The organism is Streptomyces sp. NPDC059895 (assembly GCF_042731035.1).
Lineage (GTDB): Bacteria > Actinomycetota > Actinomycetes > Streptomycetales > Streptomycetaceae > Streptomyces.
Window position 1 is genome coordinate 171602 of sequence record NZ_JBHWKO010000010.1, and the last position, 18298, is coordinate 189899.

Annotated in this window: 10 protein-coding genes and 1 pseudogene; 7 read left to right on the forward strand and 4 right to left on the reverse strand. The window is 74.9% G+C overall.

Features of this window, described 5'->3' with window-relative positions:
- Positions 1–12: 12 nt before the first annotated feature.
- The gene (locus tag ACFV9M_RS14950) at positions 13–1215 is read right to left on the reverse strand and encodes an LLM class flavin-dependent oxidoreductase (RefSeq protein ID WP_385069549.1); all 1203 of its coding nucleotides are present in this window, start codon (positions 1213–1215) and stop codon (positions 13–15) included.
- Positions 1216–1349: 134 nt separating this feature from the next.
- Positions 1350–1694, reverse strand: coding sequence for a putative leader peptide (locus ACFV9M_RS14955; protein WP_385102442.1), 345 nt, complete (start codon positions 1692–1694; stop codon positions 1350–1352).
- A gap of 774 nt (positions 1695–2468) precedes the next feature.
- Here ACFV9M_RS14955 and ACFV9M_RS14960 point away from each other — a divergent pair.
- The 7 genes from ACFV9M_RS14960 (at position 2469) to ACFV9M_RS14990 (ending at position 12917) form a co-directional block, all read left to right on the forward strand.
- On the forward strand, positions 2469–3641 hold the full coding sequence (locus ACFV9M_RS14960; protein ID WP_385069545.1) for an acyl-CoA dehydrogenase family protein: 1173 nt from the start codon (positions 2469–2471) through the stop codon (positions 3639–3641).
- Between the two features lie 136 nt (positions 3642–3777).
- On the forward strand, positions 3778–5436 hold the full coding sequence (locus tag ACFV9M_RS14965; RefSeq protein WP_385069543.1) for an ABC transporter substrate-binding protein: 1659 nt from the start codon (positions 3778–3780) through the stop codon (positions 5434–5436).
- On the forward strand, positions 5433–6380 hold the full coding sequence (locus ACFV9M_RS14970; protein ID WP_385069541.1) for an ABC transporter permease: 948 nt from the start codon (positions 5433–5435) through the stop codon (positions 6378–6380). The genes ACFV9M_RS14965 and ACFV9M_RS14970 overlap by 4 nt, the downstream gene beginning before the upstream one ends.
- Positions 6381–6383: 3 nt before the next feature.
- Complete coding sequence (locus ACFV9M_RS14975) at positions 6384–7280, forward strand: ABC transporter permease (RefSeq protein WP_385069540.1); 897 nt, start codon at positions 6384–6386, stop codon at positions 7278–7280.
- Complete coding sequence (locus tag ACFV9M_RS14980) at positions 7277–9118, forward strand: dipeptide ABC transporter ATP-binding protein (protein WP_385069538.1); 1842 nt, start codon at positions 7277–7279, stop codon at positions 9116–9118. Before ACFV9M_RS14975 ends, ACFV9M_RS14980 begins: the two co-directional genes overlap by 4 nt.
- Complete coding sequence (locus ACFV9M_RS14985) at positions 9115–9891, forward strand: thioesterase II family protein (RefSeq protein WP_385069536.1); 777 nt, start codon at positions 9115–9117, stop codon at positions 9889–9891. The genes ACFV9M_RS14980 and ACFV9M_RS14985 overlap by 4 nt, the downstream gene beginning before the upstream one ends.
- Positions 9892–9992: 101 nt before the next feature.
- On the forward strand, positions 9993–12917 hold the full coding sequence (locus tag ACFV9M_RS14990; protein ID WP_385069535.1) for an AAA family ATPase: 2925 nt from the start codon (positions 9993–9995) through the stop codon (positions 12915–12917).
- On the opposite strand, the gene ACFV9M_RS14995 is transcribed toward ACFV9M_RS14990, so the two are convergent.
- Positions 12891–14051 (reverse strand): LLM class flavin-dependent oxidoreductase, encoded by a 1161-nt coding sequence (locus tag ACFV9M_RS14995; RefSeq protein WP_385069533.1) that lies wholly within the window; start codon positions 14049–14051, stop codon positions 12891–12893. The genes ACFV9M_RS14990 and ACFV9M_RS14995 overlap by 27 nt on opposite strands.
- A gap of 143 nt (positions 14052–14194) precedes the next feature.
- Positions 14195–18226 (reverse strand): annotated as a pseudogene (locus tag ACFV9M_RS15000) (type I polyketide synthase); the annotation flags it as partial.
- Positions 18227–18298: the final 72 nt, after the last annotated feature.

An 18298-nucleotide genomic window follows, 5' to 3' on the forward strand; every position in this document is an offset into this window, starting at 1 on the left:
GCTCCCTCCCGCTCAGGCGGCGGCGTAGCGGTTGGCGGGGCGGGCCAGGCCGAGCAGCCCGCGCAGGGTGTCGGCCTCGTAGGCGCGGCGGAAGGCGTCGCGGCGCTGGAGTTCGGGGACCAGGCCCCGGGTGATCGCCGGGAGGTCGTGGCCGGCGACGGCGGGGCGCAGCCGGAAGCCGGTCAGGCCGGCCGCCTGGAACTCCTGGAGCAGATCGGCGAGTTGGGCGGGGGTTCCGGTGAAGATCCGGGCGTCGCTGGTGTATTCCTCGCCGGCCAGGGCGTCGAGGCGGTCTCGGCGGGCGGCGGCCTCGGCCGGGTCGTCGTCGAGGAGGACCACCAGGTCGGCGAAGACGTGCAGCGGCTCGGCGGCACGCCCGGCCGTCTCCTGCTCGGCACGGATCTCGGCGACGATCGCGCGGGCCTGGTCGGCGTCGTGCGGGGTGACGTAGCCGACGTCGGCGGCGCGGGCCACCAGGCGGTAGGGGACGGTGTCGTGGGCGAGGGCGGTGACCAGTGGCTGGCCCTGCGGCGGGCGCGGGGTGATGGAAGGGCCCTTGACGCTGAAGTGCCGGCCCTCGAAGTCGATGTAGTGGAGCTTGTCGCGGTCGATGAACCGGCCCGTGGCCACGTCCCGGATCTCCGCGTCGTCCTCCCAGCTGTCCCAGAGGCGGCGCACGACCTCGACGTGGTCGGCGGCCTCGTCGAACAGGTCGGCCACCAGGTCCAGCGTGGCCGGGCCGTCGTAGGACTCGATGCGGGGGACCGAGCGGCGGCCGAAGTGGGCGGCCTCGGTGGGACGGGCGGTGATCTGGACGCGCAGGCCCGCGCGGCCGGTGCTCACGTAGTCGAGGGTGGCGATCGCCTTGGAGATGTGGAACGGCTCCGTGTGGGTCGCCACGACGGTCGGGACGAGGCCGATGTGGCGGGTCAGCGGGGCGATCCGGGAGGCGACGAGGACGGCGTCGAGGCGGCCGCGGACCTGGTCGGTGCGGTCGTCCGGGTCCAGGAAGTGGGAGGACTGCGGGCCGAGGCCGTCCTCGATGGTGACGAAGTCCAGCAGGCCGCGCTCGGCCTCGGCGACGAGATCGGCCCAGTACCCGGCGGTGAACAGCTCACGGGGCCTGGCCACCGGATCACGCCAGGAGGCGGGGTGCCAGCCGGTGCCGTCCAAGGCCACGGCGAGGTGCAGGGGAGAAGAGGGGGTCGAGGACACGGGAGTGCCTTCCTGAGGGGTCCGGGAAACGTCCTGGAGGTCCGCGGGAAAAGACGCCGGCCCCGTGCGCGGGCACAGTGGCGGAGCGCGCGACGAGCCGGCAGGTCGCCCGGCCGACGGCCGGAGCGGGAGCGTCAGGAACGACAGAGCGCGCCGGCCACGCGCTGGAGGTCGATGTGGGGCCGGGAGTAGAGGTGCACGGCGTGGGCTCTGCGGGCCACGTCGGTCACCTCCCTCGGTCGGGCGCGCGGTGGCGCCTCACACGTCTCGTCGTCCGTCACAACGCCCCGGCCACGCCCGGTGTTCCCGGGCCGCGCCGGTGATCGTCTGGTACGGACGAGTCCGGGAGTGAGCATACGACCACCCTGCGACAGTGCCACGACCAACCCTCGACCGTCCCACGGACAACCCTCGGCCGTGCCACGAACGGGTACTGCTGTCCTGGACCTGCCCCTGCTCCCCCGCCGGGCACCGGGCATCCGCGTACGGGCCCGGAAGATCGAAACAGAGAACACGCTCGTGGCGCGGAACCGGGAACGCCTCCGGGGTGCGGCGGCCCGGGTCCTTCGGACGGTGCGGTGTGCGCCGCCCCGGGGCGTGGAGGCGGTCGGCGGCGGACGGGGCGGACGGCCGGAAAGGGGAAGATATCCGCAGTTCGTGAGGGGCGCGCCGCGGGAGCGTCGCCCGTCCGGGCCGCCGTGGAGGGGGCGGGGCACCGGGACCGGCGTGGTCTGCGGGGCACGGGCACGGGGCGGCCACCGATCGGTGTGCGCGATCAGCCTTGATCACGAATCGGCATTGGACGCGGCATGCCCATGTCCTGCATGCTCAGTGGCATGTTCGGGCCTGTGACTGTGACGGAGTTCGGCCGGCCACCGGCCGGCGGCTTCGGCCATGGTTCCAGCGATCACCTGATGCCCTGTCTGACGCAGTGCCGCGTCGTGGACTTCGGCCGGATCAAGTCGACCAGCTGTCGCTGATCCCATCCGCCCGTCCGGCCGCCGGACTCCGGTGAACACGGGCCCGCAGGCCGGACCCCGGGCGAGAGCCCGCACCCTCTGACACGGTCCTCCACCTCCCCCACGGTCGCCGCCCGACCGGGTCCGCCGCGACCCGTCGGTGCCGCACGTCCGGTGCGCCGTATCGCCGCCCCGCTCCGCTCACCCCACGTGGCCGGACCGTCACCCGATCCCCAAGGACACGCACATGCCCATGGCCACCGCCCTGTCCCGCCCCGCCCCGGAGCGGGCCTCATGAGCTCTGCCACGGAAAGCCGGCTGTTACCCCTGGACCTCGGCCGCCTGGACGAGGTGAGCGCGTCGCTCGCGGCGACCGCGGCCGAGCACGACCGCACCGGCGCCTTCCCGCACGGTCCGATCCAACGGGTCCACGAGGCAGGGCTGTTGACGGCGGGCGTGGACCCCCGGTACGGCGGTCCCGGGGCGAGCTTCACCGACGTCAGCCGCATCCTGCTGGCGCTCGGCCGCGGTGACCCGTCGACCGCGCTGATCTCCGGGATGACCATCGTCCCCCACCTCCTGCAGACCCGCAGCCCCTGGCCGCAGGAGCTGTACGCGCGGGTGCTGGCCGAGTCGGCCGAGCGGCCGACCCTGCTCAACCACGCTCGGGCGGAGCCGGAGATGGGCTCGTCCACCCGGGGCCCGCTGCCGGCGACCACCGCCCGGCGGACCGCGAACGGCTGGTCGATCCAGGGCCGGAAGCGGTACGTCACCGGCGCCGAGGGCCTCAGCTACTTCCTGGTCTGGGCGGCGACGGACGAGCCGTCGCCACGGGTGGGCAACTTCATCGTCCCCGCCGGCACACCCGGCATCGACATCGTGCCCACCTGGCAGCAGTTGGGCATGCGCGCCACCGGCAGCCACGAGGTGGTGTTCACGGACGTCGAGATCCCCGCGGAGTACGTGCACGAACTCGCCCCTCCCGGCGCCGAACCCGCCCCGGGCACGCTCCCCGGCAGCATCATGCTCCTGCTCTCGTCCTCCCTCTACCTGGGCGTGGCGCGCGCGGCACAGAGCGTCGTGCACACCTTCGCCCACACGCGGACGCCCGCCGCGCTGGGACGGCCCCTCGCCACGACGGACCGCTTCCAGCGCACGGCGGGCGAGATCGAGACGCTGCTCTCCAGCGCCGAGCAGCTGATCCTCTCCGTGGCGGAGCGGGTCGACCGGGGCGATCCCGTCCGCGGTGTCGACGCGCTGGCCTCGAAGGTCGTGGTCGTACGTCATCTCACCACCGCCGTCCGGACGGCGGTGCAACTGCTCGGCAACCCCGGGCTGGCCCAGGGCAGCCCGCTGGAACGGCACTTCCGTGACATCCAGTCGGTGGGCGTCCACGCGCCGGGCGAGGACGCCATCCTGCCGGTCGTCGGTGCGACGGCCCTCGCGGCGGAGGCACCCGATGACTGAGCCGGCCCGATCACCGTCCGTCCCCCGGCGGGTGCCGCCGGGGGACGGGTCCCCCGGCGGCACACCGTCCGCCGGCCCCGCGTCTCCCGCCTCACCGTCCTCTCGTCCCAGACCCACTCACGCCGGGGGTTCGACCATGCGCCCGTCCCTGTCCGCGCTCAGCCGTCTCCTCGCGGCGACCCTGAGCGGGTTCCTCCTGCTCACCGCCTGCTCGTCCGGCGGCGACGACACCGGCAAGGCGGGCTCGGACACACCGGTCCGGGGCGGGACCCTCACCGCCGCCGTCGACACCGAACCGGTCTCCTGGGACATCCACGCCAGCACCCAGGACGTCACCGCCGAGATCCAGCGCCAGGTGTTCGACTCGCTGGTCTCCCAGGACGCCGACGGGAAGTTCCACCCCTGGCTGGCCACCAAGTGGGAGGTGGCGGACGACTACAAGAGCTACACCTTCCATCTGCGCACCGACGTGACCTTCAGCGACGGCACCCGCTTCGACGCGTCCGCGGTGAAGGCCAACTTCGACCACATCGTCGCCAAGTCCACCAAGTCGCTGTACGCGATCAGCCTCCTGGGCCCCTACACGGGCACCGAGGTCGTCGACGCGCACACGGCCAAGGTCACCTTCTCCAAGCCGTTCGCCCCCTTCCTCCAGGCCGCCAGCACGACCTACCTGGGCTTCTACTCGCCCAAGGCCCTCGAGGCGAACGCCGGCAAGCTCGCCGCGGGCGGTCCCGCCGACGTGGGCAGCGGACCCTTCGTCTTCACCAGCTACACCAAGGGCCAGTCGGCCGTGCTGACCCGCAACCCGAAGTACAAGTGGGGGCCCGCGACCGCCGCGCACACCGGGCCCGCCTACCTCGACAAGCTCGTCGTCCGCTTCCTGTCCACGGCCTCGGTGCGCTCGGGCGCGCTGACGAGCGGTCAGGTGCAGGTGGCGAAGGCCATCCCGCCGCAGAACGTCACCACGGTCAAGGCGACGCCCGGGCTCTCGCTCATCTCCCGGCAGGCCCCCGGCGGCAACTACAACCTCTGGCTCAACAGCTCACTGGCCCCGCTCGACGACCAGCGGGTCCGCAAGGCGATCCAGCGCGGGATCGACATCGACCAGGACGTGAAGACGGTCACCTTCGGCCAGTACCCGCGGGCGTGGAGCCCCATCAGCCCCACCACCCCCTACTACGACAAGTCCCTGGAAGACAGCTGGCCCTACGACCCGGAGGAGTCCGCGAAGCTGCTGGACGAGGCGGGCTGGACCGGCCGGGACGCGCAGGGCTACCGGACCAAGAACGGCAAGCGGCTCACGGTGACCTGGCCGCAGCTGTCGATCCAGGCGACCCGGGAGGGGCGCGACGTCCTCGGCCAGGCCATCCAGGCGGACCTGAAGAAGATCGGCATCGAGGTCAAGCGCCCCAGCCTCGACCTCGGCACCTACAACACCCAGGTGTACGGCGGCAAGGCGAACGCCATCGACCTCAGCTGGCCCCGGTTCAGCCCGGACGTGCTGTGGCTGTTCCTCAACTCCGGCAGCGCGCCGGCGAAGGGCGGCATCAACGCCACGTTCCTCACCGACGCCGACTTCGACCGGTGGACGGACGAGGGCCGGGCCACGCTGGACGCGAAGGTCCACGCGGACGTCTATCCCAAGGTGCAGCAGCGGGCCGTCGACCTGGCCGTCGTCGTCCCGCTCTACACGCAGGTCTCCCTGGTCGGGCACGCCAAGACCGTGAAGGGGCTGACGTTCGACGCGAGCAACTGGCTGACGTACTACGACACCTGGCTGGGCTCGGCGTGACGGCGGCCTCGGCGACGACCCTCGCCCGCGCGGTCACCCGGCGGCTGGGCTCGGCGGTGGCCGTGCTGGCGGGGGCCGCCACCCTGGCCTTCCTCGCCCTCCAGCTCATCCCCGGCGACCCGGTGTCCGTGCTGCTGGGACCCTCCAACGCCGGCTCCCCCGAGGTGCGGGCCGAGATCCGCCGGGAGTACGGCTTCGACCGGCCCGTCGCCGAGCAGTACCTGCACTACCTGGGCCGGCTCCTGCGGGGTGACCTCGGGGAGTCGTACCAGCTCCAGCGGCCGGTGTGGTCGTTGATCGGCGACCAGCTGGTGCCGACCGTCCAGCTGGCCCTGGCCGCGCTGGTCCTGGCCGTCGTCCTCGCGGTGCTCTCCGCGGTGGCGACGGCCGGCCGCCGGCCCGCGCTGCGCGCGGTCGCCTCGGTGTGGGAGCTGGTCGCGGCCTCCACCCCGTCCTACTGGGTGGGGATCGTGCTGCTGACCGTCTTCTCCTTCCGGTTCACGCTCTTCCCGGTGGCCGGGGCGGACGGCTTCGCCTCGCTGGTGCTGCCCGCCGTCACGCTGGCGCTGCCGCTCACCGGCGTGATGGCGCAGGTGCTGCGCGAGGGGCTCGAAGCCGCCCTGGAGCAGCCGTTCGTGGTCACCGCCCGCTCCCGCGGTGCCGGCCGGACGGCGGTACGGCTGCGGCACGCGCTGCGCCACTCGGCCGTGCCGCTGCTCACGCTGGCGGGGTGGCTCACCGGTTCCCTCATCGGCGGCGCCGTGCTGGTGGAGACGGTGTTCGGGCGGCCCGGCATCGGCTCGCTCGTCCTCCAGGCGGTGACCTCCAAGGACATGCCGGTCGTGATCGGCGTGGTGCTGCTCTCGGCCCTCGTCTTCGTCGTGATCTCCACCGTCGTGGAGCTGCTGTACCCCGTCATCGACCCGCGGCTCAGGAGCGCCTGATCCATGGCCAGTTCACTCCTCCCCGATCTCGGCACCGGTGGTGCCGTCGCCGCTCCCGCCCGGGTGCGGCGGCGGTGGGCCGGACCGCTGTCGTCCGTTCCCGTGACCGTCGTGCTCGCGGGTGCCCTGCTGCTGATCATCGTGCTCGTCGCGGTGGCACCGGGTCTGTTCACCAGCGTCTCGCCCTCGGCGACCGACCCGCTCTCCGCGCTCCAGGCACCCGGTTCCGAGCACTGGCTCGGCACCGACCAGCTGGGCCGCGACCTGTTCACCCGGATCCTCTACGGCGCCCGGCCCTCGCTGCTGCTGGGCTTCGGTTCCACCGTCGTCTCGGTCGTCGCGGGCGCGGCCTTCGGCCTGGCCGCGGCGCTGGGCGGACGCGTCGCCGACCAGCTGCTGATGCGGCTGGCCGACATCCTGCTGGCCCTGCCCGCCCTGCTGCTGGCCCTGCTGGTCGTGACCGTGCTGGGCTCGGGCACCGTCAACGTGATGACCGCCATCGGCATCGCCTTCGTCCCCGGCTACGCCCGGCTGGTCCGCGCGGAGGCCCTGGTGGTACGGCGCTCCGGGTACGTCGAGTCGGCGGTGGCCCTCGGCCTGCCGCGCCGGCGGATCGTACTGCGGCACATCCTGCCGAACGCCCTCGCGCCCCTGCTGACCCTGGCGACCGTCGGGTTCGGTACGGCGCTGATCTCGGCCTCCGGGCTGAGCTTCCTGGGCCTCGGGCCCGCCGCGCCCTCGCCCGAGTGGGGGGCGCTGCTCTCCGCCGGGCGGGACTTCCTGCAGACGGCGTGGTGGATCGGGGTGTTCCCGGGAGCCGCCGTCACCACGACCGTCATCGCCGTGAACGTGGTCGGCCGCCACGCCCAGCAGCGCTTCACCCGGAGGACCGCCCGATGAACGCCACCGAGTCGCCGCTGCTCAGCGTCGAGGGTCTCGACGTCACCTTCCGGCGGGGCGGGCAGGTCCGTGCCGTGCGGGACGTGTCGTTCACCCTCGGCCGGGGCGAATGCCTCGCCGTGGTCGGCGAGTCCGGGTCGGGCAAGAGCGTCACGGCCCGCACCCTGCTCGGGCTGACCGGGGCGCACGCCACGGTGGCGGCCCGGCGGCTCGACTTCGACGGCGTCGATCTGACCGCCCTGTCGGAGCGCGAGTGGCGGGCCGTGCGGGGGCGCCGGATCGGGCTGGTCCTCCAGGACGCGCTGGTCTCCCTGGACCCGCTGCGCACGGTGGGCGCCGAGATACGGGAGACGCTGCACACGCACGGCCTCGCCCGGGGCGCCGAGGCGCGCGAGCGGAGCCTCGCCCTGCTGTCCGACGCCGGCATCCCCGACCCCGCCCGCCGGGCCGCTGAGTATCCCCACCAGTTGTCGGGCGGTCTGCGTCAGCGCGCCCTGATCGCGTCCGCGCTGTCCGGCGCGCCGGAACTGCTCGTGGCCGACGAGCCGACCACGGCCCTGGACGTGACCGTGCAGGCCCAGATCCTCGACCTGCTGGGCCGTCTGGTCGGCGAGGGTACGGCGCTGCTGCTCATCAGTCACGATCTGGCGGTGGTGGCCCGGCTCGCCGACCGGGTCGCGGTGATGTACGGGGGGCTGGTCGTCGAGCAGGGGCCGGCCCGTGACGTGCTGAAGGATCCCCGGCACCCGTACACCAGAGCCCTGCTGGCGGCGGTGCCCACGTTCGGCTCCAAGGGCGGCGCGCTGTCCGTCGCGACCCCCGGGCGGGGAGAGGCGGCGGGGCCCGGCGGCTGCCCGTACGCGGCCCGGTGCGCGGCGGCCGACGCGCGCTGCCGGGCCGAGCTGCCGGTGGCCGCGGCGGGCGACGGCGGGCATGTGACGCTCTGCTGGCATCCCGACGCGCCGCTGCCGCTGCCGGCACCGGCCGTCCGCCGCCCCGTGACCGCCGCCGGGCGGGAACCCGGCGCCGCCGCCCCGCGCGAGGCGCTGCTGGACGTGCGGGGTGTCTCCAAGCGCTTCCGGGCGCCGGGCGGCGGTTCCTGGACCGCCGTCAGCGAGGTGTCCTTCCGGATCGCCGCGGGCGAGACGCTCGGCCTGGTCGGCGAGTCCGGCTCCGGCAAGACGACCACGGCCCGCATCGTGCTCGGCCTGGTGGAACCGGACGAGGGGAGCGTGCGGTTCGAGGGCGAGCCCTGGAGCGGCCTGCCCGAGCGGGAACGGCGGGCCCGGCGTCCGCGTCTCCAGGTCGTCCACCAGGACCCGCTCGGCTCCTTCGACCCCCGGCACAGTGTGCGCGGCATCGTCGCGGAGGCGGTGGCCAGGGCGGGGGTCCCGCGCGGCCGGGTCCGCGCGGCGCGGGTCACCGAACTGCTCGGCCAGGTCGGCCTGTCGGCCCGGGTGCAGGACCGGCGCCCGACGGAGCTGTCCGGCGGACAGCGCCAGCGCGTCGCGATCGCCCGGGCGCTGGCCACCCGGCCCCGGCTGATCGTGTGCGACGAGCCGGTCTCCGCGCTCGACGTGTCGATCCAGGCCCAGGTGCTGGACCTGCTCGCCGAGCTCCAGCGGGAGCTGGGGGTGGCCCTGCTGTTCATCTCGCACGACCTCGGCGTCGTCCACCACGTCAGCGACCGGGTGATCGTGATGAAGGACGGGCGGCTGGTCGAGACCGGGGACGTCGGACAGATCTTCGACAGCCCGGCCCACCCGTACACGCGGGAGCTGCTGGCCGCGCTGCCCCGGCCCGACCGGAACCAGGAAGGACAGGGATCACGGGCATGACGACGGACCTCGACACCGATGTGTGGATCCGGCGCTTCCATCCCTCGCCGGAGGCCGCCGCACGCCTGGTGTGCTTCCCGCACGCGGGAGGATCGGCCGGCTTCTACTTCTGGCTCTCCGCGCGGCTGCATCCCCAGGTGGAGGTGCTCGCCGTGCAGTACCCGGGGCGCCAGGAGCGCCGGGCGGAGCCGCAGGTCAGCGACATCGAGGGCCTGGCCGGATCGATCGCCGACGTGCTGCGGCCCTGGTGGGCCGAGCCGCCCGCCTTCTTCGGGCACAGCATGGGCGCCCTGGTGGCGTACGAGACGGCCCGGCGGCTGCAGAGCACGACGGGGTCGGGGCCGGCCGCGCTGTTCGCGTCCGGCAGACGGGCGCCGTCCACCGTCCGGACCGAACGGCTCCATCTCGCCGACGACCGGGACCTGGTGGCGGAGATCGTCCGGCAGGGCGGGACGCCGCCCGCGCTGCTGGAGGATCCCGAGCTGGTCGCGATGGTCCTGCCGACGCTGCGCGGCGACTACCGGGCCGTCGAACGCTACCGCCACCGGCCGGGCCCCCCGATCGGGGCGCCGGTCACCGTGCTGGTCGGCACCGACGACCCGAAGGTCACGGCGGACGAGGCGCGGGCGTGGGAGAGACACACCGACGGCCCCACCGAGGTGCTGTCCTTCAGCGGCGGCCACTTCTTCCTCACCGAACACCAGGACCGGATCGGCGCGTTGATCCGCTCCCGGCTGCTCCCGGGCGCCGCGCCCGCACCGGAGCGGGCCTGACCACCTCGCCCCCTCCGCCTGCCCGACATGGATGTCACCGACGGCGTTGACGTCCCGAGATCCGTACAACGCACCGCGACGTGGGGGATGGGGAAGCTGCTGTGGTTCTAGTCGAACGTGAGACCCAGGTGAGGCGACTGCGCGAGATGCTGGCCGAGTGTCTCGCGGGCCGAGGAGGCGTGGCCGCGGTCAGCGGGCCGGTCGCCGGCGGAAAGACCGAACTCCTGCACGTCCTCGGCGAGGACGCGGCGGCCGCCGGTGCCGTGGTGCTGCACGCGACGGCCCGCTGCTCGGAGCAGAAGGTCGCGCTGGGGGTCGTCGGCCAGCTCTTCCGGCACCAGCACTTCTCGCCGGCCGACCGCGAGCGGGCGCTGCGCCTGCCCGGGGACGGCACCCCGATCGCGCCGTGCGACGCGGACCTGCTGACGCACGGCCCGACGCCCGCGCAGGTCAGCCAGGTGCAGTGGCAGCTGCTGCGCGGCCTGTCGGAGCGGACTCCCCTGGTGGTCATCGTCGACGACCTGCACTTCGCCGACTCGGCCTCCCTGGACTCCCTGACGTACGTCGGGCGCCTGCTGCGCACCGACCGCGTGCTGCTGGTGGTGACCGAGCGCGACACGGCGGCCGGGGCGAGCGGCCCTCAGCTGTCCTGGCGCACGACCATGATGCGCCAGCGGCACTTCACCCGGCTGCGGGTGGGGCCCCTGTCCCCGGCCGGCACCCGGGAGATGCTGACCCGGCTGATCGGCCCCGGCCCGGCGGCCGGTTCCGCGGCCGAGTCCTGGCACCGGCTCAGCGGCGGGAACCCCCTGCTGCTGCGCGCGCTCGCGGAGGACCACCACGAGCACGCGGCCCGGCGGCCGTCCGCGGCGGAGCCGGTCGCGGGCGAGGAGTTCGGCCGGGCGGTGGACGCGTGTGTCCGCCGCGCCGGGGAGCGGTACCGCGACGCGGCCCGCGCGCTCGCGGTGCTGGACGCGTCGGGCTCCCGCGACCTGCTGGCCCGGCTGCTCGGCCGGCCCCGGGCGGTGGTCGACGAGACGCTGGAGGCGATGGACCGCTTCGGCGTCCTCGACGACGGGCGCTACCGCCATCCCGCCGCCCGCGCCGCCGTCCTGGCCGGCATGTCCGCCGGCGAGCGCGCGGCGCTGCACCGGGACGCGGCCCGGCTGCTGCACGAGGCCGGCAAGCCCGCGTCGGCGATCGCCGTCCACCTGGTGGCGGCCCGGCACAGCCGGGAGCCGTGGGCCTACCCCGTGGCGGTGGAGGCGGCGCGCGAGGCGCTGCGCCATGACGACACGTCGTTCGCCGAGGCCTGCCTAGACGTGGCCGGCGAGGCCTGCGCGGACGAGGACCAGCGGGTGACGGTGACCATGCTGCGCAGCCTCGTCGACTTCCGGACCGACCCGGACACCGCCTGCCGACGGCTGCGTCCGGTGATCGCCGCCCTGCGGGAGGGCCGGCTGTCCGGCTGCCAGGGCGTGGCACTGCTCGGGCGGCTGCTGTGGAACGGCAGCAGCGACGAGATCACCCTCGCGCTGCGCCGGCTCGAACGGTCCTCGGAGACGCTGGACGCGCGCTCCAGCGCCGAGTACCACGCGGCACGGCAGTGGGTGCGCGCCTCCCATCCGGCGCTGCTGTCCCAGCCCGCCGCCCGGACCCGGCCGCGGCGGTCGGCCGCGGGGGCCGCCGACGGGGCACCCGGGCGGATGGCCGGCGTCCTGAACCGGCTGCTGCGTTCGGGCCCCGGCCCGGACACCGTGCGCAGCGCCGAACTGGCGCTGCAGACGACGGTGCTGGACGACACCACCTTCGACACCGTCCACCAGGCGGTGTCCGTGCTGGTCTACGCCGACCGGTGCGATCTCGCGGCGGGCTGGTGCGACCTGCTGCTGCGGGAGTCCGCCCGGCGTGACGTCCCGACGTGGCAGGCGCTGTTCACGGCGCTGCGGGCCGAGACAGCGATCCGCCAGGGCGACGTACAACTCGCGGAGCAGTGCTCCCGCCGGGCCATGGGGCTGCTGTCGCTGCGCGGCTGGGGGGTCCTGATCGGCTCTCCGCTGTCGAGTCTCCAGCTGGCCGCCGCCGCTACGGGCACGATGAGGGACGTCGGCGGGCCCCCGGTGTCGGCGCTGCCCGAGCAGTTGTTCCAGACCCGGTTCGGGATCCAGTACCTGTATGCGCGCGGCCGGTGGCGGCTCTCGGTGAACCTGCTGCACGGCGCGCTCGACGACCTGACGCGGTGCGGCCGGCTCATGCGGGAGTGGGACATCGACCTCCCCGCGTTCGTGCCGTGGCGCGGCGACGCGGTGACGGCCCTGCTGCGGCTCGGCAGGACCGACGAGGCCCGGCGGCTGGCCGTCGAGCAGCTCGCCATGGTTCCGGCCGGTCAGCCCCGGGCCCGGGGGATGGCGCTGCACACGGCCGCCTCCGTGGCCGACTCCCGGCAGCGCGCGACCCTGCTGCGGGAGGCCGCCGACCTGCTCGACGCCGCCGGTGACCGGCTGGAGCTGGCCGGCGCCCTGGCCGACCTGAGCGAGGTGCACACCCGGGCGGGCCAGAGCGGCCGGGCGCGGATGGTCGCCCGGCAGGCCCTGGACATCGCCGAGGAGCAGGGCCTCGCCCCGCTGTCCCGGCGGCTGGCGGCACGTGAGGCGCCGGCCGCCGGACACGAGCGCGGCGCCCGGGCCCGGGCAGGTGTGCTCAGCAGCTCGGAGGCGCAGGTGGCGGCGCTCGCGGCGGCCGGGCTCTCCAACCGCGAGATCGCCGAACGGCTGTTCATCACCGTCAGCACGGTGGAACAGCATCTGACGCACACCTACCGGAAACTGCGTATCAAGGGCCGGGCACACCTGCCGCCGTGGCTGCTCGAACCCGACCGCCGGGAGGAGCCGGGGCCGTCCGCACGAGCGGACCCGGGCCTGCCGCAGCGGCAGCTCCGAGAGGAGGACCACCTGCCGGAGCGGGAACTCCGGCAGGAAGCGGCGTACCGGGGGCCGGTCTCAGAGCGCGTCGGGGGCCGGCGGTAGCGGGAGTCCGAGCAGCCCGCGCAGGGTGTCGGCCTCGTAGGCGGTCCGGAACGCGCCCCGGGCCTGGAGTTCGGGCACCAGTTCGCGGGTGATGGCGGTCAGGTCGTGGGGCAGCGCGCCGGGCCGCAGGCGGTACCCGGACAGTCCTGCTCCCTGCCATTCCAGGAGCAGGTCGGCGACCTCGGCGGGGGTGCCCACGGCGATGTGCGCGTCGGAGGTGTAGGGGGCGCCGTGCGCCTCGTCGAGGCGCGCCTTGCGCTCGGCGGCCCGGCCCGGGGTGCTGTCGAGGAAGACCACCACGTCGGCGAAGACGTGCACCTTCTGGTCCGCGCGTCCGGCCGCGGCCTGTTCGGTCCTGATCTCCTCGACGGTCGCGCGCGCTTCCTCGGCGCTGTGCGGCGTCACCGACACGACGTCGGCGGAGCGGGCTCCGTACCGGTACGGGAGGGAGATGTGGGCGAGGGTGAAGATGAGCGGGTGGCCCTGCGGGGCGCGGGGGGCCAGCGCGGGCGAGTCGATGGTGAGCCAGTCGCCCGCCGTTACGCCGAGCGGCTCGATCTCGGTGAAGCTGCCGCCGGGGTCGGGGTCGGCCGGGGCGAACCGGCCGGGCGCGAGATCGCGCAGCGCCTTCTCGTCGTCGACGCCGTCCCACAGCGCTCGCACCACCCGTACCAGGTCGGCGGCCCGTTCGAAGAGCTCGGCCATCGGCCGCTGCACCTCGGGGGTGAAGATGTCGGCTATCACGATCGGGCGTGCGGGCGTCACCTGGGTGCGCCAGCCGGCCCGGCCGCCGCTGACGTGGTCCAGGGTGGCGATGGCCCGTGCGATGTGCGCCGGCTGGGCCCGGTCGACCACGCCGGTCGGCACCAGTCCGATGCGTTCGGTGCGCGACGCCAGGGCGGCGGCGACGAGGAGGGCGTCCAGCCGGTGGGCGACGTGACCGGTGGGGCGCTTGGGCGGGTCCTCCAGCGTCACGAAGTCCAGCAGCCCGCGTTCGGCCTCCTGGACGAGTCCGGTCCAGTGCGCCAGGCCGTACAGGTCGCCGTCGGGGGCGTCGGGCCCGGCGCCCGCCGCGGGGTGCCAGCCGACGGTGTCCAGGGCGACGGCGAGGTGCAGGGGCTGTGGTGCGGTCATGGTGGTGTTCTCTTCTCTCGTGCGGTGCGTCGTGCGGTGCGTCGTGCGGTGCGTTGTGCGGGTGCCGCGTGCGTTGTGCGGGTGTCGGTGGTCAGAGGGGCGGTGGCCGGTGGTCAGGGGGCGGGTGGTCAGGGGGCCGGGGGTCAGGGGGCCGGTCGGCCGATGGTGTTCAGCCACTCCTCCACGGCGGCGGCGGTGGTCGCCGAGTGCTCCTCGAGGACGGAGAAGTGGTCGCCGGGCACGTCCGCCGTGGTGTGCGGCAGCCGCCAGAAGGCGCGGGTGTCGCGCCGCGGGTCGGCCGGTGTCCCGGGCAGCGGGTCCTCGGCCCGCAGCAGGAGGGTCGGGGTGGTGACCGGCCGGGGCTGCCAGGGGCCGAAGGTGCGCAGGTAACTTCCCATGGTGGTCAGGCCGTTGTCACTCAGGCCCAGGTCGAAGGCGTCGAACCGGTCGACCATGCCGTTGATCATGGCGGGCATCCACCACTCCATGCCGGGGAGGGAGGCGGTGTCCATCGGGTACGTGTCGACCATGGCGAGGCCCGCCGGGGGTGTTCCGCGGCGTTCGAGCTCAGCGGTCACGGCGTGCGCGACGCAGCCGCCCAGGGAGCGGCCCAGCAGGGCGAACGGCCGCTCCCCCACGAGCCGTTGGACCGCGTCGGCCTGCATCGCGACGAAGGTGTCCGCGGAGTCCGGCAGGGCGCTGTCGGGCGCGTAGCCGGGTGCGGGGACGGCGAGGACGTCCCGTAGGCCGTCGAGGGCCTGGCCGAAGCGGGCGTATTCGTGCGGCCCGGACAGTGCGGTGAGGGCCGGGAAGCAGACCAGCGCGGTCGGGGCTCCGCCGTGTGCCAGGGCGACCGGTTCGACGGCGTGGACGGCGGTGTCCGCCGCGCCGAAGGTGTCCCGCAGCCGGGAGGAGGCCACGATCACCTCGGTGGCCGCCGTGATCTGCCGGGCGGCGCACAGCCGCAGATAGAGGGTGGTGAGCGGACCCTCCTGCGCCGTCGGCGGCACGCCGGGCCCCGGCCGCTCGCGCAGCAGGTCCTCCAGGTGCCCGGCGAGGGCCGCCGGGGTCGGGAAGCGGATGGTGAGCGCTCCCCCGAGCGCCAGACCGGTCGTGGCGGCGAGCCGGGCGCGCAGTTCGACGGCCGAGAGCGAGTCCAGTCCCGCTTCGACGAACGGCCGCTCGGGCCGTACCGCTTGCGTCGTCGGGTAGCCGAGGACGGCCGACGCCTGCGTCCGTACGAGGTCGAGCAGCGCGGTGCCGAGCGCGGGCCCGGACAGATGCGCGTGCTGTTCGGCCCAGGTGGGGCCGGGGGCGGGCGCCGCGGGACCGGCGAGCAGCGGGACGTCGGTGGTGCTGCGGGTCACGGTGGCGTCGAGCCAGTGGCGCCGCCGCTGGAAGGCGTAGGTGGGAAGGTCCACCGGGTGCGGGTCGAGTCCCTCGAAGACCGCCGGCCAGTCCACCGGCACGCCGTCGGCGTGGAGCCGGCCCAAGGCCGTCAGCAGGGTCACGGCCTCGGGGCGGCCGCTCCGCAGGACGGAGGCGAGGACGGCCGGCGGGGCCGCGCCGGAGGCGTCGTCGGCCAGGATGTCGCCGACCAGGGCGGTGAGGACGCCGTCGGGTCCCACCTCCACGAACCGGGTCGCGCCGAGGGCGCGCAGCTCCCGCACGACGTCCAGGAAGCGGACGGGGCTGCGGGCGTGGTCCGTCCAGTGGTCGGCGCCGAGTTCGCCGTCCCGCACCGGGGCGCCGGTCAGGTCGGAGACCACCGGCAGGACCGGGTCGTGGTGGTCGACCGCCTTGGCCGTCCGGCGGAACTCGTCGAGCATCCCCTCCATGCGGGGGGAGTGGAAGGCGTGGCTCACCCGGAGCCGGGCCGTCCTGCGGCCCTGTGCCCGGAAGGCGGCCGCGAGGGCGACGACGGGCTCCTCGTCGCCGGAGACGACCACCGAGCGGGGGCCGTTGACCGCGGCGATCGCGACCGCCTCCGGACGGTCCCGCAGCGCGGCGGCGACCTCCTCCTCGGTGGCCTCCACGGCGGCCATGGCGCCGCCGTCCGGCAGCGCCTGCATCAGCCGGCCGCGGGCCACCACCAGGGACGCGGCGTCGGGCAGGGTGAGCACGCCGGCCGCGTGCGCCGCGGCCAGGCCGCCGATCGAGTGCCCGGCGACCACGTCGGGCCGCACCCCCCAGCTCTCCAGCAGCCGCAGCAGCGCGACCTCCACGGCGAAGAGGGCGGGCTGGGCGTATTCCGTGCGGTCGAGCAGGTCGCCGTGTCGGTCGGACAGCACCACCTCGCGCACGGAACGGGCCAGGTGTCCCGCACCGTGCAGGTCGAGCTCGGCGGCCACCTCGTCGAACGCCCGGGCGTAGGCGGGGAACTGCTCGTACAGCTCCCGTCCCATGCCGGGCCGCTGGCTGCCCTGTCCGGTGAAGAGGAAGGCGGTCTTGCCGGCGCGGGCCGCCGGGGCACCGTCGGCGGGGCTCCGCGGTACGGCGGCCGACGGGTGTCCCTCGGCCAGGGTGCGCAGGCCGTCGAGGACGCCGTCGCGGTCGCCCGCCACGACGACCGCGCGGTGGTCGTGCGTGGCACGCCGGGTGGCCAGGGACCAGGCCACGTCGGCCGGGTCGAGGTCGGGGCGGGCCCGCAGCAGGGCCGCGAGGCGGTCCGCCTGGTCCCGCAGCGCCGCCGCCGACCGGGCGGAGACGAGCCAGGGCAGCGCGGCGGGGCGGGGTGCGGCGACGGGGCCGCCGGCGGCGCCGTCAAAGTCGTCGGAGTCGTCGGAGTCGTCGGAGTCGTTCTCCTCCGGCTCGTGCTCCCGCGGTGCCTGCTCGACGATCACGTGCGCGTTGGTGCCGCTCACCCCGAAGGCGGACACCCCGGCCCGGCGGGGCCGTTCGCCGTCCGGCCACGGCCGGGCCTCGTCGAGCAGCCGTACGCCGCCGCCCTCCCATTCGACATGCGGTGTGGGCGCGTCCACGTGCAGCGACCGGGGCAGGACGCGGTGGCGTATCGCCTGCACCGCCTTGATGACCCCCGCCACGCCGGCGGCCGCCGCCGTGTGCCCGATGTTGGACTTGAGGGAGCCGAGCCACAGGGGCCGGTCCTCGGGCCGGCCGCGCCCGTACGTCTCCTGGAGCGCCTGGACCTCGATCGGGTCGCCGAGGGTCGTGCCCGTGCCGTGCCCCTCCACCAGGTCGACGTCGTGCGGGGTGAGACCCGCGTTGGCCAGCGCCTGCCGGACGACGCGCTGCTGGGCCGGGCCGTTCGGGGCGGTCAGCCCGTTGGAGGCGCCGTCCTGGTTCACCGCCGAACCCCGCACCACCGCCAGCACCGGATGCCCCAGCCGCCGCGCGTCCGACAGCCGCTCCACCAGCAGCAGCCCCACGCCCTCCGCCCAGCCCGTCCCGTCCGCCGAGGCGGCGAACGCCCGGCAGCGGCCGTCGGGCGACAGCCCGCGCTGCCGCGAGAACGCCACGAACCCGGCGGGGGTCGACATCACCGTCGCACCGCCCGCCAGCGCCAGGTCGCACTCGCCCGACCGCAGCGCCCGCACCGCCAGGTGCAGCGCCACCAGCGACGACGAGCACGCCGTGTCCACCGTCACGGCCGGGCCCTCGAACCCGTAGGTGTAGGAGATGCGCCCCGACGCCACGCTGGCGAGGTTGCCGATGCCCAGGTAGCCCTCCAGTTCGGCGGGCACCTGGTCGAGCCGGGTGTGGTAGTCCTGAGCGGCCAGCCCGACGAAAACGCCCGTGCTGCTGCCGCGCAGCGTGTCGGGGGCGATGCCGGCCCGCTCGAACGCCTCCCAGGACGCCTCCAGCAGCAGCCGCTGCTGCGGATCCGTCGCCAGCGCCTCACGCGGTGAGATCTCGAAGAACTCCGCGTCGAAGTCGGCCGCGTCGTACAGGAATCCGCCGTGCCGGGCGTAGCTGGTGCCCGGCCGGTCGGGGTCGGGGTCGTAGAGGGCGTCGAGGTCCCAGCCGCGGTCGTCGGGCCAGGGCGCGACGGCGTCGCCGCCCGCCGCCACCAGGTCCCACAGGTCGTCGGGCGAGGCGACGCCGCCCGGCAGCCGGCAGCTCATGGCGACGACGGCGATCGGCTCGCGCAGGCCCGACTCCACCTCGCGCAGGCGCCGCTGCGTCTCCCGGCCCTCGGCGAGCGCCCGCTTGAGATAGCGGCGCAGCTTCTCCTCATCGGCCACCGTGGGCCACCTCCCGCGTCCCCTGCTCGTCGTGCATCACGC

Coding starts and splice junctions, on each gene's coding strand:
- ACFV9M_RS14955 (WP_385102442.1), bottom strand. CDS start 1,694: ATGCCCGGTGCCCGGCGGGGGAGCAGGGGCAGGTCCAGGACAGCAGTA.
- ACFV9M_RS14960 (WP_385069545.1), top strand. CDS start 2,469: ATGAGCTCTGCCACGGAAAGCCGGCTGTTACCCCTGGACCTCGGCCGC.
- ACFV9M_RS14965 (WP_385069543.1), top strand. CDS start 3,778: ATGCGCCCGTCCCTGTCCGCGCTCAGCCGTCTCCTCGCGGCGACCCTG.
- ACFV9M_RS14975 (WP_385069540.1), top strand. CDS start 6,384: ATGGCCAGTTCACTCCTCCCCGATCTCGGCACCGGTGGTGCCGTCGCC.
- ACFV9M_RS14980 (WP_385069538.1), top strand. CDS start 7,277: ATGAACGCCACCGAGTCGCCGCTGCTCAGCGTCGAGGGTCTCGACGTC.
- ACFV9M_RS14985 (WP_385069536.1), top strand. CDS start 9,115: ATGACGACGGACCTCGACACCGATGTGTGGATCCGGCGCTTCCATCCC.
- ACFV9M_RS14995 (WP_385069533.1), bottom strand. CDS start 14,051: ATGACCGCACCACAGCCCCTGCACCTCGCCGTCGCCCTGGACACCGTC.